The organism is Streptomyces sp. NPDC001852, assembly GCF_042891825.1.
Taxonomy (GTDB): Bacteria; Actinomycetota; Actinomycetes; order Streptomycetales; family Streptomycetaceae; genus Streptomyces.
In genome coordinates, this window is sequence record NZ_JBIATN010000034.1 from 1 (window position 1) to 16,243 (window position 16,243).

Annotated in this window: 16 protein-coding genes and 1 pseudogene; 10 read left to right on the forward strand and 7 right to left on the reverse strand. The window is 71.9% G+C overall.

Going from position 1 to position 16,243, the window contains the following annotated elements:
- Window positions 1-171 precede the first annotated feature (171 nt).
- Genes ACFYZB_RS39160 through ACFYZB_RS39170 form a run of 3 tightly spaced genes read left to right on the forward strand, consistent with a single transcriptional unit; the run spans window position 172 to window position 2,985 of the window.
- A complete protein-coding gene (locus ACFYZB_RS39160) occupies window positions 172-1,602 on the forward strand; it encodes an MFS transporter (protein WP_388766574.1) in 1,431 nt (476 codons plus the stop codon).
- A 51-nt stretch (window positions 1,603-1,653) separates the two neighbouring features.
- Window positions 1,654-2,193: a SigE family RNA polymerase sigma factor gene (locus tag ACFYZB_RS39165; protein WP_388766575.1), complete on the forward strand. Its 540-nt coding sequence runs from the start codon at window positions 1,654-1,656 to the stop codon at window positions 2,191-2,193.
- Complete coding sequence (locus ACFYZB_RS39170) at window positions 2,194-2,985, forward strand: hypothetical protein (protein WP_388766578.1); 792 nt, start codon at window positions 2,194-2,196, stop codon at window positions 2,983-2,985.
- Window positions 2,986-2,998: 13 nt separating this feature from the next.
- Here ACFYZB_RS39170 and ACFYZB_RS39175 read toward each other — a convergent pair whose 3' ends face one another.
- Entirely contained in the window at window positions 2,999-3,640 is a 642-nt protein-coding gene (locus ACFYZB_RS39175; protein WP_388766580.1) for a response regulator, read from the reverse strand.
- Window positions 3,641-3,743: 103 nt separating this feature from the next.
- Between ACFYZB_RS39175 and ACFYZB_RS39180 the strand changes: the two are divergent.
- A pseudogene (locus tag ACFYZB_RS39180) lies at window positions 3,744-4,658 on the forward strand (RNA-guided endonuclease InsQ/TnpB family protein); the annotation flags it as partial.
- A gap of 37 nt (window positions 4,659-4,695) precedes the next feature.
- On the opposite strand, the gene ACFYZB_RS39185 reads toward ACFYZB_RS39180, so the two are convergent.
- On the reverse strand, window positions 4,696-5,001 hold the full coding sequence (locus ACFYZB_RS39185; RefSeq protein ID WP_388766582.1) for a hypothetical protein: 306 nt from the start codon (window positions 4,999-5,001) through the stop codon (window positions 4,696-4,698).
- An 81-nt stretch (window positions 5,002-5,082) separates the two neighbouring features.
- Here ACFYZB_RS39185 and ACFYZB_RS39190 point away from each other — a divergent pair, with 81 nt between their 5' ends.
- Window positions 5,083-6,645 (forward strand): alpha-L-arabinofuranosidase B, encoded by a 1,563-nt coding sequence (locus ACFYZB_RS39190; protein WP_388766584.1) that lies wholly within the window; start codon window positions 5,083-5,085, stop codon window positions 6,643-6,645.
- On the opposite strand, the gene ACFYZB_RS39195 is transcribed toward ACFYZB_RS39190, so the two are convergent.
- From ACFYZB_RS39195 to ACFYZB_RS39205, 3 genes are read right to left on the reverse strand one after another with little or no spacing between them, the layout of a single operon-like run.
- On the reverse strand, window positions 6,623-7,897 hold the full coding sequence (locus ACFYZB_RS39195) for a sensor histidine kinase (RefSeq protein WP_388766585.1): 1,275 nt from the start codon (window positions 7,895-7,897) through the stop codon (window positions 6,623-6,625). The genes ACFYZB_RS39190 and ACFYZB_RS39195 overlap by 23 nt on opposite strands.
- A gap of 17 nt (window positions 7,898-7,914) precedes the next feature.
- Window positions 7,915-8,631 (reverse strand): ABC transporter permease, encoded by a 717-nt coding sequence (locus ACFYZB_RS39200; RefSeq protein WP_388766587.1) that lies wholly within the window; start codon window positions 8,629-8,631, stop codon window positions 7,915-7,917.
- The gene (locus tag ACFYZB_RS39205) at window positions 8,631-9,626 is read right to left on the reverse strand and encodes an ABC transporter ATP-binding protein (protein WP_388766589.1); all 996 of its coding nucleotides are present in this window, start codon (window positions 9,624-9,626) and stop codon (window positions 8,631-8,633) included. Before ACFYZB_RS39205 ends, ACFYZB_RS39200 begins: the two co-directional genes overlap by 1 nt.
- Before the next feature lie 280 nt (window positions 9,627-9,906).
- Here ACFYZB_RS39205 and ACFYZB_RS39210 point away from each other — a divergent pair, with 280 nt between their 5' ends.
- Genes ACFYZB_RS39210 through ACFYZB_RS39220 form a run of 3 tightly spaced genes read left to right on the forward strand, consistent with a single transcriptional unit; the run spans window position 9,907 to window position 12,862 of the window.
- Window positions 9,907-10,782: a MaoC/PaaZ C-terminal domain-containing protein gene (locus ACFYZB_RS39210; RefSeq protein ID WP_388766592.1), complete on the forward strand. Its 876-nt coding sequence runs from the start codon at window positions 9,907-9,909 to the stop codon at window positions 10,780-10,782.
- 25 nt (window positions 10,783-10,807) lie between these two features.
- Window positions 10,808-11,893 carry a Zn-dependent alcohol dehydrogenase gene (locus ACFYZB_RS39215; RefSeq protein WP_388766593.1) on the forward strand — a complete coding sequence of 362 codons (1,086 nt, stop codon included), beginning with the start codon at window positions 10,808-10,810 and terminating at the stop codon, window positions 11,891-11,893.
- Between the two features lie 15 nt (window positions 11,894-11,908).
- On the forward strand, window positions 11,909-12,862 hold the full coding sequence (locus ACFYZB_RS39220; RefSeq protein WP_388766596.1) for a 3-oxoacyl-ACP reductase: 954 nt from the start codon (window positions 11,909-11,911) through the stop codon (window positions 12,860-12,862).
- Window positions 12,863-12,908: 46 nt separating this feature from the next.
- Here ACFYZB_RS39220 and ACFYZB_RS39225 read toward each other — a convergent pair whose 3' ends face one another.
- Entirely contained in the window at window positions 12,909-13,067 is a 159-nt protein-coding gene (locus ACFYZB_RS39225) for a hypothetical protein (RefSeq protein ID WP_351203515.1), read from the reverse strand.
- A gap of 96 nt (window positions 13,068-13,163) precedes the next feature.
- Entirely contained in the window at window positions 13,164-14,444 is a 1,281-nt protein-coding gene (locus ACFYZB_RS39230; protein ID WP_388766598.1) for a hypothetical protein, read from the reverse strand.
- 188 nt (window positions 14,445-14,632) lie between these two features.
- Here ACFYZB_RS39230 and ACFYZB_RS39235 point away from each other — a divergent pair, with 188 nt between their 5' ends.
- Both ACFYZB_RS39235 and ACFYZB_RS39240 read left to right on the forward strand, forming a co-directional pair.
- Window positions 14,633-15,469 (forward strand): Nif3-like dinuclear metal center hexameric protein, encoded by an 837-nt coding sequence (locus tag ACFYZB_RS39235; RefSeq protein ID WP_351203519.1) that lies wholly within the window; start codon window positions 14,633-14,635, stop codon window positions 15,467-15,469.
- Window positions 15,470-15,486: 17 nt separating this feature from the next.
- Entirely contained in the window at window positions 15,487-16,230 is a 744-nt protein-coding gene (locus ACFYZB_RS39240; protein ID WP_388766716.1) for a zinc ribbon domain-containing protein, read from the forward strand.
- Window positions 16,231-16,243: the final 13 nt, after the last annotated feature.

Genomic DNA, 16,243 nt, shown 5'->3' on the forward strand with positions numbered 1-16,243 from the left:
CCCAGCCTTCGGCCGGGGGGACCCCCAGAGCACGCACCTGACGCCGCAGGGCCCGCCCTTCGGGCGGACGACGGGAGTTTGACGACAGGGCCTAGGCCGGACGGCCTGGTACCGGCGGTCGTGACCGGTGGTCCGAAATGCCGATGCAAGGACCGTAACCGGGTTGAGAGCATGACGCCCATGCTGGAAGCCGCCGACACCACACCTGTCATATCCCGCCGCACGGCCGCGCCGACCTGGCTGGTGGTGGCGCTCGCCTGTGCCGGACAGTTCCTGGTCGTCCTCGACGTGTCGGTGGTGAACGTCGCCCTGCCGTCCATGCGCAGCGGCCTCGGCCTGACCCCGTCGGGCCTGCAGTGGGTCGTGAACGCGTACGCCATCGCCTTCGCCGGGTTCATGCTGCTCGGCGGCCGGGCCGGCGACCTGTACGGGCGCAAGCGGATGTTCCTCGTCGGGCTCGGCCTGTTCACGCTGGCGTCGCTGGGCGGCGGCCTCGCCCAGGAGGGCCGGCAGCTGCTGCTGGCGCGGGCCGTACAGGGGCTGGGCGCGGCGGTGCTGGCCCCCTCGACGCTGACCCTGCTGACGTCCGCCGTGCCGGAGGGCGCGGCGCGGGCGCGCGCGATCGCCACCTGGACCGCGGTCGGAGCCGGTGGCGGGGCCGCGGGCGGACTGGTCGGCGGGGTGCTCGTGGACGTGCTGTCCTGGCGCTGGGTGCTGCTGATCAACGTGCCGGTGGGCGCGCTGGTGCTGGCGCTCTCGGTGCGCCGGCTCACCGAGAGCAGGGCCGGCGACGGGCGGCGCCTGGACCTGCCGGGCGCGCTGCTGGTCACGGCGGGCCTCGCGGTCCTCGCCTACGGGATCTCGCAGACGGAGGCCGAGGGCTGGACTGCTGCCGGCACGCTCCTCCCGCTGCTCGCGGGCCTCGCGCTCATCGCCCTGTTCCTGCTGGTCGAGGCGCGTACGGCGGCCCCGCTGATGCCGCTCGGCCTGCTGCGGCTGCGCTCGGTCGCCTCGGCCAACGCGGCGATGTTCCTCTCCGGCTCGGCCATGTTCTGCATGTGGTACTTCATGACCCTGTACGCCCAGAACGTCCTCGGCTACACGCCGTTGGAGGCCGGGGTCGCCCTCGTTCCCAGCTCGCTGTCCGTGGTCGTCGGCTCCAAGCTGGCGCCGCGCCTGATGCGGGCGGCGGGCGCGCGGACCGTGGCGGCGCTGGGCACGCTGGTGGCCGCGACGGGATTCGGCTGGCAGTCGACGATGAGTGCGCACGAGGCCTACGTCACCGCCATCATGATCCCGGGGATCCTGATGATGCTGGGCGCGGGACTCGCGGCGACCCCGCTCGCCTCCCTGGCCACGTCCGGGGCGGCACCGGGCGAGGCCGGTGTGGTCTCGGGGCTGGTCAACACCTCGCGCACGATGGGCGGTTCGCTCGGACTCGCCGTGATGTCGACCGTCGCAGCGGCCGGCACGGGCAGCGGCCACGGACCCGAGGCGCTGACCGACGGCTACGCGCTGGCCTTCCGGACCAGTACGGCGGTGCTGCTGGGCGGGGCGGTGCTGATGCTGCTGTGGCTGCCGCGGAGAATCTCCTCGACGTGAGGCAACGGTCCGGGGCGCCCATGGACTCCTTCAGACGTCTAGGAGGTGCCCATGGGGGACGGGAAGCGGGCTCGGAACGACGAGTTCCAGAGCTTCATGGTCGGCCGCTGGCCGCGGCTGATGCGTACGGCATTTCTCCTCACGGGGGAGCAGCACGCCGCCGAGGACCTGGTCCAGTCGACGCTCGAGCGGGTCTATGTGTCCTGGCGCAGGGTCGGCGCCGCCGACGATCCGGAGGCGTACGTACGGCGCGTGATGATCAACCTGCACGCACGCAGACACCGAAGAAGGCTCAAGGAGTTCCTGGCTCCGAAGGACGACTCGGGCCTGGTGCACGAGATCGCCGACACGGGGGACCGGATCGCGCAGGCCGACGACCGCAGCGCGCTGCTCAAGGCGCTCGCCCAACTGCCGGTGCGGCAGCGCGAGGCGGTGGTCCTGCGCTACTGGGAGGACCTGACGGAGACCCAGGCGGCGGAGGCCATGGGCTGCTCGGTCGGCACGGTGAAGAGCAACGCGGCCAAGGGGATCGCGAAACTGCGGGCCATACCGGGACTGGCCGAGACGGTGACGCATGGAGGGCGGAAGTAGATGAGCGCGGACCGGGAGAACCACGAGGTGGCCGACATGACACCGACGGACATCGCCCTCCTCCTCGCGGACGCCGCGGACGAGGCCGAGATCGGCATGGCCCCTGTCGAGGCGGTCATCCGCAGGGGCCGACGGCGCAGAGCCCGCCGCTGGGCGGTGGCAGCGGCCACGACGCTGGTGCTGGCGGGGTCGACGGGGGCGACGCTGGCGGTGACGGGCCTTCCCGGCCACAGTGACCGGCATGCGGCCGTGGCGGCCGAGCCGTCCACCCTCGAGGACCGGCATGTGGATATTCCGCAGGAAACAGAGCTTGCGCGCGGGACGGACCACGGCAAGAACTGGCGTGTGGTCGTCTCCGTGTGGGGAGCGCCGCGGGACGCGTCGGAGGCGGCGGTGCAGCTGGCCGCGATGCGCAAGTACGGCATCGAGTCGGCCGCGCTTCCCGACCACGGGCACCGGCACCTGGTCGGCATGACCTCGTACTACTCGGGTCTGTACTACGGCGACAACCCGCTCAGAACGATCATTTTCGGCACGGTCAAGAGGTGGGAGCCCCTGACGGGCACGAGCCTGATGTCGGGGGCCCTCCCCCTGGACAAGGCGAACTCCGGCGGCCCCGACCGGCTCGTGGTGGGCGCGGTCGCCATCACCGCCCGTCAGGTCAAGTGCGGCTGGAAGGACGGCACCGGCACGGTGGTCGAGCCCCAGGCGGTGGCCGGCTCGCCGGTGGAGTGGTTCGCCTGCACGGCCCCGGAGGGGACGGCCTACCAGAACGCGGAGGTGATCCAGTAGGACCGCAGGTGACTCACAGCCACCCCTGCTGCCGGGCCTCCCGTACCGCCTCTGCCCGGTTGCGGGTGCCCGTCTTGCCGATCGCCGAGGACAGGTAGTTGCGGACGGTGGACTCGGACAGGTGCAGTCTGCCGGCGATGTCGGCGACGGTCGCCCCGTCGACCGACGCCTTCAGCACCTCGCACTCCCGGGCCGTGAGCGGACTGGGCCCGGCGCTGAGCGCGGCGGCGGCCAGGGCCGGATCGACGACGCTCTCCCCGGTGAGCACGCGCCGGATCGCCGCAGCCAGTTCCTCCACGGGCCCGTCCTTGACGAGGAACCCGGCCGCCCCGGCCTCCATGGCCCGGCGCAGATAGCCGGGCCGGCCGAAGGTGGTGAGGACCAGCACCCGGCAGTCGGGCGCCTGCTCGCGCAGCTCGGCCGCCGCGTCCAGCCCGCTGATGCCGGGCAGCTCGATGTCCAGCAGGGCCACGTCCGGCCGGTGGGTGAGCACGGCGTCCACGATGCCGTCGCCCGAGCCCAGCTGGGACACCACCTCGATGTCCTCCTCCATACCGAGCAGCAGTGCCAGCGCACCCCGCATCATGCCCTGATCCTCGGCGAGCAGCACCCGAATGGACTTGCCGGACCGGTGCTCCCGGGGCATCTCGTTCATCTGGAACCTCCGAGGAAACCCCCGTCTTCAGGCGGGGGAGGAATCGGACTCCTGCGGAGCAGGGTAGGGAAAGCCGAATCGCCGGCAGGGCGATTCGGCATCCGGATGTGTGCGCAAGGTCTACAATCTCGCGCTTGCGGCCCGCACCGAGGCATGGACGCTGCGGGCGGAGCGGATCAACTACAACACGACGTCGGCGATGCTGACTGCGTGGAAGAAGACCGAGGAACTCGCCTACCTCAACGACGTCTCCTCCGTTCAAGTCGAGGAAGAAGTCCGCCGAGTACACCACCTCGGCGTTCCGTTTCCGTGACGGCGAGCTGACGCTGGCGAAGATGGCGGAGTCGCTGGCCATCGTATGGTCGCGCCCCGAGGGTGCCGTACCGTCCACGGTGACCGTCTCCCAGGACCCGGCCGGACGCTGGTACGTGTCCCTCCTTGTGGAGGATCCCGGCATCGAGCCGCTCCCCGCCACGGATACGGCCGTCGGTGTGGACGCCGGACTCGACCACCTGCTGACCCTCTCGACCGGAGAGAAGATCACCAACCCCCGCCACGAGCGGCGCGACCGCACGCGCCTGGCCAAGGCCCAGCGGGAACTCTCCCGCAAGGCGAAGGGGTCTGCGAACCGGGCTAAGGCGCGCCGGAAGGCCGCCCGCATTCACGCCCGCATCGCCGACCGGCGACGCGACACACTGCACAAGCTGACCACTCGGCTCGTTCGTGACAACCAAACGATCGTGCTCGGTACGGCCGCGAAGTGATCGCAGTCGACCGCTGGTTCCCCTCTTCCAAGCTGTGCTCCAACTGCGGACGCCTGCAGGACAGGATGCCGCTGAACGTCCGCACCTGGACGTGCGAGTGCGGCGTGACCCAGGACCGCGATACGAACGCGGCGAAGAACCTTCTGGCCGCCGGACTGGCGGTGTCGGCCTGTGGAGCCGGTGTAAGACCTCAACGGAGTACTCCGGGCGGGCAGTCGGCGACGAAGCAGGAAACCCCACGGCGCGAGCCGTAGGAACCCCCTCCTGAAGGAGGGGGAGGAAGTCAAGGGCTCAGGTTACGGTCGGAAACCCGTCGCGGCGGCCGTCGTACTCGAGCGCCGGCAGACGCAGGACCGCGCCGAACCAGTCGGCCGCGAAGCCGACGCGCTCCTCGGCCGGCGCGAGGTTGCAGACGTGCTGGGTGCCGCCGCTGGAGCGGGACCATATGCGGCTGAAGAGACGGGTTTCTTCCAGCCGTTGCTCACGGCACGGGCAGCCGCCGTCGATTAAAGACTTGGCATTGTCCGGTGCGCCGGGGGTTGACGGTCTCCGGCGGTACTCAAACAATCGCCCCTGCATTTCCAGGAATCCGCGCAATTTCCACCGTCAAATAGGTTCGGTATTTCGATCGAACGTTGTCCGAGATATCGAACCGAGAATCCGAGGTGCACCGTGCCCGTGAGCTCCCCCCACATACGCCCCCGGCGGCTGAGAAGCGCCGCCCTGTCCGTGCTCGCCGTCTGCGCGACCCTCGCCGCGCTGCTCCTGGGCGTCGGAGCGCCCCAGGCCGCAGCCGCGAGTTCGCTGCCCTGTGACGTCTACGCCGCCGCCGGAACCCCCTGCGTCGCCGCGCACAGCATGGTCCGGGCGCTGTACTCGTCGTACAACGGCTCGCTCTACCAGGTGCAGCGGGCCTCGGACGGCGCCACGAAGGACATCGGGCTGCTGGCCGCCGGCGGATACGCCAACGCGGCCGCCCAGGACTCCTTCTGCTCCGGCACGACCTGCATCATCACCAAGATCTACGACCAGTCCTCCCGCCACAACGACCTCACCGTCGAGGGTGCGGGCGGGGCCGGGAAGGCCGATGTCGGGGCGCCCGCCGACGCGCTGCCGGTGACCGTCGGCGGGCACCAGGTCTACGGCCTGGAGATCTCCGCCGGCATGGGCTACCGGAACGACTCCACCTCCGGCGTAGCCACCAACGGCGCCGCCGAGGGGATGTACATGGTGACCTCCGGCACCCATGTCAACGGCGCCTGCTGCTTCGACTACGGCAACGCCGAGACCAACAACAGGGACACCGGCAACGGCCACATGGACGCCATCAATTTCGGCACCGAGTGCTGGTTCTCGCCCTGCTACGGGCAGGGCCCCTGGGTGCAGGCCGACCTGGAGAACGGGCTGTTCCAGTCCGACGCCGGATACAGCAAGAACTCCTCCAACACCGGCACCGGACCGCTGCCGTTCGTGACCGCGCTGCTCAAGAACAACGGTCAGAACCATTTCGCGCTGAAATGGGGGAATGCACAATCCGGTGGGCTGACGACCACCTATTCCGGAGGTGAGCCGACCACGAGCGGATACTCGCCGATGCACCAGGAGGGCGCGATCGTCCTCGGCACCGGCGGCGACAACAGCAACGGCTCCATCGGCTCCTTCTTCGAGGGCGTCATGACCTCCGGCATCCCGACGGACGCCGCCGACAACGCCGTCCAGGCCGACATCGTCTCCGTCGGCTACGGCGGCGCGACCGGCAGCACCGGCACGCTCGGCGCCGGCTCGGAGATCTCGCTGCGCGCCACCACCTCCTGCTGCACCGCCGACTACGTCCGCCACCAGAACAACGCCGGGGTCCTCTCCTCCATCACCTCCAGCAGCTCCGGCCTGGACAAGAGCGACGCCACCTGGATCGTCCGCAAGGGGCTCGCCGACAGCTCCTGCGTCTCCTTCGAGTCACGCAACTACCCCGGCGACTACCTGCGCCACTTCAACTTCAAGCTCTACCGGCAGCCGATGGACGGCACCGCCCAGTTCCGGGCCGACGCCACGTTCTGCCCGCAGGCCGGCAAGAGCGGCACCGGCACCTCCTTCGCCTCGTACAACTACCCGACGAGATACCTGCGCCACTACGACTACAACCTCTACGTGGCGAGCGACGGCGGATCCAACGACTTCGACAGCAGCACGTCCTGGACGAACGACGTCAGCTGGGCGGTCAGCGCGCCCTGGGCGCCGTAGCCACCGCCTTCGCGAACTCCGCCGACTGCACGGGGAGTTCGGCGGTCACCGTGAAACCGCCGCGCGGCGACGGGCCGGCCGTGAGCGAGCCGCCCGCCGCCGCGAGGCGCTCGGTGAGCCCCTTGAGCCCGGTGCCGCCGATGCCCTGCTGGGGCCGGCTGACCGGCTCGCCGCTGCCGTTGTCGGTGACGGTGAGCCGGACCTGCTCGGCGCCGCACTCGACCGTGACCTCACAGCGGCTCGCGTCGCTGTGCCGGACCACGTTCGTCACCGCCTCGCGCACCACCCAGCCCAGCAGCGCCTCCGTCTGCGGCTCCAGCGGCGCCCCCGACTGCCGTACCACCGCCTCCACGCTCGCCGCCGCCAGCGCCGAGCGGGCCCGGGTCAGCTCGGTGACCAGGCTCCCCTCCCGGTAGCCGGTGACCGCCTCGCGGATCTCGGTGAGCGCCTGCCGGCCCACCGACTCGATGTCCGCGATCTGGCCCAGCGCCGCGTCCATGTCGCGCGGGGCCAGCCGCCGGGCCGCCTCCGACTTCACCACGATCACCGACAGCGTGTGCCCGAGCAGGTCGTGCAGATCCCGGGAGAAGCGCAGCCGCTCCTTCTCCACCGCGCGCCGGGCCAGTTCCTCGCGGGCGGCGCGCAGTTCCCGCACCGCCTCGGACAGGCCGAGGATCGCGGCGGTCACCATGCTGGAGAGGAAGGTCGCGTAGCCGATGTTCGTCGCGTCCCCCCAGCCGCCCCGGACGGCGGAGACGCAGGCCGCGTACACCGTCAGCAGCAGACCGGTGCGGCCCAGCCACGGCCCGCGCAGGGCGGCGCCCACGGCGAGGCCGAGCAACGGGAAGAACATCAGCCAGTTGCCGCCGTAGCCGAGCGCCAGACCCGTGGTCACCAGGCCCATGAGGAGCAGCGCCACCCGGGTCGAGGCGGCCTCCCGCTTCGCGCGGTCGAAGGAGCGGAAGGTGACGTAGATGTACAGGGAGTTGAAGGCGACCAGGCCCAGGGAGCCGACCAGCGGGTTCGCGGTCCTGCCCTGCAGGAGGTTGGAGAAGGACCCCATCCCCATCAGCAGCCAGGGCAGCAGCGCGAAGCCGGTGGGCGGCGGGCCCGGATGGTCGACGTCCGGCTTCTCGCCCCGCTTCCGGGCGGCCCGTTGCGCCGCCTTGAACCGCTCGTGCTCGGCCTTCCACCGGCGCCGCTCGGCCCGCAGGACCTGTATCTGGCACCGAACTCCCGACACCCACGTCATGTCTGTGTTTCCCCCGGTCACATGGTCCCCGCCCGACGGCGGTACGACAGCACAGCGTACGAACCGAACAGAACGAGCCAAGCCGTCAGCACGATGATGGCACCGGCGCCCGGCGCGTGCCCCTCGGACACGGAGGTGCCCAGCTGGGCGAACCGACGGGTCGGGGTGTACGCCGACAGGGTCCGCAGCCAGCCGGGAAAGAGGCTGATCGGGAACCACAGGCCGCCCAGCACCGCGAGCCCCAGATTGCACCCCATGTTGACCACCCCGGTGCTCGGCCCGGTCAGCCGGTAGCCGTTGCCGAGGCCGAGCAGCGTGAACGGGACCGAGCCGAGCCACAGCAGCAGCGCGGTCGCCGCCCACTGCCAGGCCTCCAGCCGCACCCCGTCGACCAGCCCGCCCGCCGCCAGCACCGCGACGATCGAGGGCAGCACGGTCACCACGCCGGTCAGTGCCCGGCCGGTCACCACCTCCCGTGGGGGCATGGGGGTCACGCGCAGTTGGCGAAGCCAGCCGGTCGCGCGGTCCTCGGCGACGGCACCTCCGGTGTTCAGCGCGGAGCCCACGGCGCCGTAGGCGGCCATGCCGACCATGGCAGCCGTTTTCCAACTCCCGTCGTTCTCACCGAGGTTGGTGAACAGGACGTACATCACCACCGGCATGGCCATGCCGCCGATGACGAAGCCGGGGTCGCGCAGGGTGCGGAGGGTTTCCAGGCGGATGTAGGCGAGCATCAGACGGTCTCCTTTCGGCCGCCGGTTCGTTGTGGTCGCTCGCGCCCACGCGGTGGCAGCCGCATGTCGGACACGGCCCCGCTCCCCTTCGGGGCGCCTGCGCCTCCGTCGGCCGTCAAGGCGAGGAACGCATCGTCCAAAGACGCCTGGGCCACCTCCAGCCCCCTTATCGCCCCCGCCTCCGCCAGCGCGATCACCGTCGCGTCCGAGTCGTCGGTGCGCAGTCGGACCCGGTCGCCGTGCACCTCCACCGAACGGACGCCGGGCAGCAGGGCCAACCCGTTCGGCTCCCTGCCGGCCAGGTCCACGCACACCAGGTTTCCCCCCGCCGCCCGCCGCAGTTGCTCGCCCGTGCCGTCGGCGGCGATCCGGCCCCGGTCGATGACCACGATCCGGTCGGCGTGCGCGTCCGCCTCCTCCAGGTAGTGCGTGGAGAACAGGACGGTGTGCCCCCGCCGGGCGTAGGCGCGCATCGACTCCCAGAAGGCGTGCCGGGCCGCCACGTCCAGTGCCGCCGTCGGTTCGTCCAGCACCAGCAGCGCCGGGTCCCCGGCCAGCGCCACGGCGAACCGCACCCGCTGCACCTGCCCGCCGGACAGCCGGTCCACCCGCCGCCCGGCCAGGTCGGCGATCCCGGCCAGTTCGAGCGCCCGCGCGACCGGCATCGGTGCCGGATACCGGGAGGCCACGAAGGTGACCAGCTCGCCCACGGTGACCCGGGGCGCGGGCCGGGCGTCCTGCAGCATGGCGCCCACCCGCCCCGCGCGCACCGACCGCTCGGGCGCCGCGCCGAACAGTGCCACGGCGCCGGAGTCGGGCTCGTGCAGCCCGAGCAGCAGGCCGATCGCGGTCGACTTGCCGGCACCGTTGCGGCCCAGCAGGGCCACGGTCTCCCCGCGCCCGATGTCCAGGTCGACCCCGTCCACGGCGCGCACCGCGCCGTACGTCTTGACCGCCCCCGTGAAGGACACGGCGGTGTTGTCCGTCTGTGTCATGTCTACGACGTTAGGAAGCGCGCGCCGCCTCCGGCAGATGCGCATGTACGGACTCGGGCAGTACAAATGTCACCGCCCCGTCCCGGGCAGCGACCCCTGAGCTGACACAGCGTCAGGAGCCTTCACAACTGTGGAGCGCTGGGCTATACAGAGGGCGCCGGACTGGAACGCGTTCTAGATCGGCCCGTAGCGACCTCGGTGCGGCCGACGGTGCGGACGTCCGCACCGGGGTCTTGAACCGCCGGCGGACCGCCGGCGGACCGCCAGTGTCAGGAGCCGTATGCCCATCGACGCAAGCCGAGCCCTCGCGGCCGAACCCCGGACCGGCGAGATCTCCTGGACCACCAAGGACGTCCAGCTCTACCACCTCGGCATCGGCGCGGGAACCAACCCCGACAAGGACGATCCCGCCACCGACCCCGACGAGCTGCGCTACACCCTGGAGTCCCGGCTGCACGTCCTGCCGAGCTTCGCCACCGTCGCGGGCTCCGGCGCGCCCGGGGTGATCAGCGGGCTGTCCATGCCGGGCGTGGAGGTCGAGCTCGCCAAGGTCCTGCACGGCGGGCAGACGCTCCGGATCCACCGGCCCATCCCGGCCGAGGGCACCGCGACCGCGACCAACCGGCTCGCCGACGTCCACGACAAGGGCAAGGCCGCCATCCTGGTCCTGCGCACCGAGGTCGCCGACGCCGACGGCCCGCTGTGGACCAACGACGCCCAGATCTTCGTACGGGGAGAGGGCGGGTGGGGCGGCGACCGGGGCCCGTCGACGCGCCTGGAGCCGCCCACCGGCGATCCCGACAGGACCGTCGAACGCCCCGTCCGTGCGGACCAGGCCCTGCTGTACCGCCTCTCCGGCGACTGGAACCCGCTGCACGCCGACCCCGAGTTCGCCAAGCTCGCCGGCTTCGACAAGCCGATCCTGCACGGGCTGTGCACCTACGGCATCACGCTCAAGGCGGTCGTGGACACGCTGCTCGGCGGGGATGTGAGCCGGGTGCGGTCGTACACCACCCGGTTCGCCGGCGTCGTGTACCCGGGGGAGACCCTGCGCATCCGCATGTGGCGGCGGGAGCGCGGCGTCCGGGTGGCCGTGAGCGCGGTCGAGCGGGGCGACGCGCCGGTCCTCGCCGACACCGTCGTAGAGCACTCCTGAAACCAGCATCGAGGGGAGCCGCACCATGCGCGCAGCCGTACTGCACGAGATCGGCCAGGAGAAGCTGGAGGTCCTCGACGACGTCGAGGCGGTGGGCTTCGGCCCCGGCAAGGTCAGGGTCCGGGTGCGGGCGACCGGGCTGTGCCACTCGGACCTGTCCGCGATGAGCGGCGTGCTGCCGCAGCCGGCCCCCTTCGTGCCGGGGCACGAGGGTGCCGGTGAGGTCCTCGAAGTCGGGGAAGGCGTAGGGAACTTGAAGGCCGGCGACCGGGTCGTCATCTGCTGGCTGCCCGCCTGCGGCGCCTGTCCGGCCTGCGGGCGCGGCCAGAGCGAGCTGTGCCTGGCCGGCTTCATGAACGCGGGCACCCCCAACTTCAGGCGCGCCGGCGGCACCGATCCGGATGTGTTCGGCTTCGCCGGCACCGGCACCTTCGCCGAGGAGGTCGTGGTGGACGCCGGCTGCGCCGTGCCGATCCCGGACGACGTGCCCTACGACATCGCCGCGCTGATCGGCTGCGGGGTCACCACGGGCCTCGGTGCCGCCCTCAACACCGCCGACGTGCAGGCCGGTTCGTCGGTCGCCGTCATCGGCTGCGGCGGCGTCGGCATCTCGGCGGTGCAGGGGGCGCGGCTGAAGGGCGCCGCCGAGATCGTCGCCGTGGACCCGGTCGCCTCCCGGCGCGGGTCCGCCCTCAGGTTCGGGGCCACGAAGGCGGTTTCGCCCGAGGAACTCGCCGACGCCAAGCAGCAGGTCACCGGCGGCGAGGGCTTCGACTACGTCTTCGAGGTCGTCGGAAAGTCGGCCACCGCCCGCACCGCCTACGAGAACACCCGGCGCGGCGGCACCCTCGTCGTGGTCGGCGCCGGCGCCATGGACGACTTCCTGCAGCTGAACATGTTCGAGCTGTTCTTCGACGAGAAGCGCATCCTGCCGTCCCTGTACGGCGGCGGGGACGTGCTGCGCTCCTACGAGCGCACCATCGCCCTGTGGCGGGCCGGCCGCATCGACCTGGCGGGCCTGATCACCCACCGGGTCCCCCTCGCGGGGATCAACGAGGCACTGGACCAGATGCGTACCGGGACGGCCCTGCGTACGTGCATCGAGATCTGAGGACGGGGACCGGCAATGGCACTGCCATCCGAGGGGCCGTTGAAGGGGCTGTCCGCCGTCGTCACCGGCGCCGGACGCGGGCTCGGCCGGGCCGAGGCGCTGGAGCTCGCCCGGCTGGGCGCGGCCGTCGTCGTCAACGACTACGGGCAGCCCGGGCGGGACGGGTCGGGTGCGGCCTCGGCGGGACCGGCCGAAGAGGTCGTCGCCGAGATACGCGCGGACGGCGGCCGGGCGGTCGCCCACACCGGGGACGTCGCCGACTTCCAGCAGGCGCAGGAACTCGTACAGTTGGCCGTCGACGAGTTCGGCAGGCTGGACGTCCTCGTCAACAACGCGGGCATCCTGCGCGACCGCATGGTCTTCTCCATGACGGAGGACGAGTGGGACTCGGTGATCCGCGTCCACCTCAAGGGGCACTTCCACACCACCCGCTTCGCCGCCGCGCACTGGCGGGAGCGGTCCAAGGCGGCCGGGGGAGAGAAGGTCTACGGGCGGATCGTGAACACCTCCTCGGAGGCGTTCCTCGCCGGTTCCGCCGGACAGCCCAACTACGCGGCCGCGAAGGGCGGAATCGTCGGCCTGACCACCTCCACGGCCCTCGCCCTCGCCAGGTACGGCGTCACGGCCAACGTGATCTGCCCGCGCGCCCGGACCCGCATGACCGAGGACGTCTTCGCCGGGTTCGAGCAGCCCGCCGAGGGCCTGGACCCGCTGGCTCCCGAGCACGTCGCCCCGCTCGTCGGCTACCTGGCCTCGCCGGCCGCCGCCGGGATCAACGGCCAGCTGCTCGTCGTGCACGGCGGCATGGTCGCGATCGTCGAACGGCCGCGGGTGCGGGCGAAGTTCGACAGCAAGCAGGAGACGTTCACCTACGACGAACTCGACGCGCTGCTCACCGCGCACTACGCGGACCGGCCGCCGGGGGAGACCTTCGCGGCGGCGGAGGTGCTGGGGCTGAGACGGGGGTAGCGAAAAGGGGCGCCCGTTGGACGGGCGCCCCTTCTTCCACGTGCCGTCAGGCAGCCGCCTCCGCGGTCTCCTCGGCCGGCTTGCGGTGCCGGCCGTGGGGGGCCGACTCGCTCTCCTGGGCCGCGATCCGGCCCCGGTGCCGGCCGTGGCCGGCAGCCTCCTGAGAGTCGGCAGACAGCTGCTCCGTCGTGCTGGTGTCGCTCATCGGAAGTATTCACCCCGTCAACATGATCTTTCGTACAGCCGGGCGAGTGTAACCGGCGCACCACGGGCCGAATCCAGGCGCACACGCCAACCGGCACTAGTTCGTTACAAGACGTCCCAGAGGCGCCTGCTGCAACGGCACCGGACGCGCCATCACCGGCTCCACGGTGCCCGGTTCCGCAGGTTCCACACGTTCCACGGGCTCCACACGTTCCACAGGTTTCGGAGGGTCCGGTTCCGCCGGCTCCGGTGGCGCCCCGAGCGCCCCGGCAGCCGTGCCGTCCCGGACCGGACCCTCCGGACCCGCGCCCCCCGCGGCCGCGACCGTACTGCTGTCCGCGGCCGTCTCCCCCCTGGGCGCCGTCAGCTCCGCCACGCCGCACGGAGTCTCCTCCGTGGCGTACGGCAGCCGCAGCACCCCGTCCCGTGTCCACAGCCCGGCACCGGCCAGCCACCCCGCGGGCGCCGGGAGATGGCTCGTGCGCCGCCCGGCCGGCCGCCAGACCGCCACCCAGCTGTTGCCGTACGGCCCGTCGAGGCGCAGGGCCACCGCGCAGTTCTCCGGCATCAGCACCTGACCCGGCTGGATCGCGAACGGCGTCACCGCGCAGTCCGGCACCCGCAGGCACTCCGGGAAACGCACCGGAAGCAGGCTGCCGAGCACGCCCCAGCCCAGTCGTTCCCGCCCCGGCGAGGGGGCGTCGGAGGAGATGATCAGCAGCCCGCTGTCGGGGTCGGCCAGCAGCAGCCGGTCGTCGCTCCCGGCCGCGATCTGCAGCAGCGGCGAGACCTCCCCGCGCTCCAGGTCCACCACGACCGTCTTGACCGGCCCGCCGGCCGGCTGCCGGTCCAGCGCCAGCATCCGCCCGGCGCGGTCCAGCCAGATCCCGCCCGAACAGCGCCCCGGCACCTCGGCGAGCCGCTCGGGCCCGAACGCCCCGCCCGCCACCAGCCACACCACGCTGGAGCGCGACCCGACGGCGAGGGCGTACGCCCGTACGCCTCCCGGGGCGGGCGGCAGCAGCGTGAGCCCGGTGCCGGGCTCATGGCACTCCACCGCGCCCAGCGGCAGCTCGCCGGTGCCGGGACCGGTCGGGTACAGCAGCGAGAAGGTGTGCCGGTGCTCGACCAGCCGGTGGATCAGCACCCGGCCGTCGGACAGGGGCTGCACCTCGGTGCCGGGCTCCTCCGGCTGGTTGCCGGGCAACGGCACCGCGTACGGCTCCGGGCCGTCCAGCGTCCAGCGTTCCGGGAACCAGCAGTCGCCGGCCGGGGCGAGCCGGGCCGCGTAGGCGCCGTCCGCCGTCACGGAGAACGCCGTCCCCGGCGCACCGTCGGCCCCGCCCGTGGACGGGGGTTCGATAGCACAGGCCGTCATCGTTCGGTCACCTCCAGCGACGAAGCTAGTTTTCGCACGCACAGGCGGGGGACGGGCCGACCCCGGCTTCACACATACGGGTGGCGCAGAAGCGATTCACCTGTGGAAAGCGGGGTCTTTGTGCTGAGCGGTGACAGAGCGGACGGATGCGGTACGGCCGCCCGGACCAGCCAGGTAGCCTTGCCTTCGTGCCCCGTCTGTCTGAAGTCATCGCCGCGCTGGAGAACCTGTGGCCCGCCGAGCGGGCCGAGTCCTGGGACGCGGTCGGCACGGTCGTGGGCGACCCCGACCAGGAGGTCACCCGGGTCCTGTTCGCCGTCGACCCCGTGCAGGAGATCGTCGACGAGGCGGTCAAGCTCGGCGCCGACCTGCTGGTCACCCACCACCCGCTCTATCTGCGGGGGACGACCACGGTCGCGGCCGGCCACTTCAAGGGCCGTGCCGTGCACACGCTGATCAAGAACGACATCGCTCTGCACGTGGCCCACACCAACGCCGACACGGCGGATCCGGGTGTCTCGGACGCGCTCGCGGGTGCGCTGGACCTCCGTGTCGTACGGCCCCTGGTGCCGGACCCGACCGACCCGGCGGGGCGGCGGGGCCTCGGCCGGGTGTGCGAGCTGGACCACCCGGTGACCGTCCGCGAACTGGCGGCCCGCGCCGCCGAGCGACTGCCCGGCACCGCCCAGGGCATCCGGGTGGCCGGCGACCCCGAGGCCGTCGTCCGCACGGTCGCCGTCAGCGGCGGCTCCGGCGACAGCCTCTTCGACCAGGTCCGCGCGGCCGGTGTCGACGCCTTCCTCACCGCCGACCTGCGCCACCACCCGGCGTCCGAGGCCGTCGCCCAGAGCCCCCTCGCGCTGCTCGACGCGGCGCACTGGGCCACCGAGTGGCCCTGGTGCGAGCTGGCCGCGAGCCAGCTCGACGAGATCTCCGACCGCCACGGCTGGGACCTTCGCGTCCACGTCTCCAAGACGGTCACCGACCCCTGGACCGCCCACGCGGCGTCCACCACCTCTAGCTGAACTCCGGGAGCCCCCAACTGAACGCCGCGCCCGCCGACCAGATCCGACTCCTCGACGTCCAGGATCTCGACGTCCGCCTGCAGCAGCTCGCGCACAAGCGGAAGTCCCTGCCCGAGCACGCCGAGATCGACTCGCTGAACAAGGACCTCACCCAGCTGCGGGACCTGCTCGTCGCCGCGCAGACCGAGGAGAGCGACACCGCACGCGAGCAGACCAAGGCCGAGCAGGACGTGGACCAGGTGCGCCAGCGCGCCGCCCGCGACCAGCAGCGCCTGGACTCCGGTGCGGTCACCTCGCCCAAGGACCTGTCCAACCTCCAGCACGAGATCGCCTCCCTCGCCAAGCGCCAGGGCGACCTGGAGGACGTGGTCCTGGAGGTCATGGAGCGCCGCGAGGCCGCGCAGGAGCGGGTGAACGAGCTGACCGAGCGGGTCGCGTCGGTGCAGTCCAAGATCGACGACGCGAGCGCGCGCCGGGACGCGGCGTTCGAGGAGATCGACGGCGAGGTGGCGGCGGTGACCAAGGAGCGCGAGGTGGTCGCCGGGTCCGTCCCCGCCGACCTGCTGAAGCTCTACGACAAGCTGCGCGCGCAGCAGGGCGGCATCGGCGCGGCCAAGCTGTACGCCCGCACCTGCCAGGGCTGCCGCCAGGAGCTGGCGATCACCGAGCTGAACGAGATCCGCGCGGCGGCGCCGGACACCGTGGTGCGCTGCGAGAACTGCCGCCGCATTCTGGTGCGTACGGCCGAGTCGGGTCTGTAGTCGGGCTGTAAGA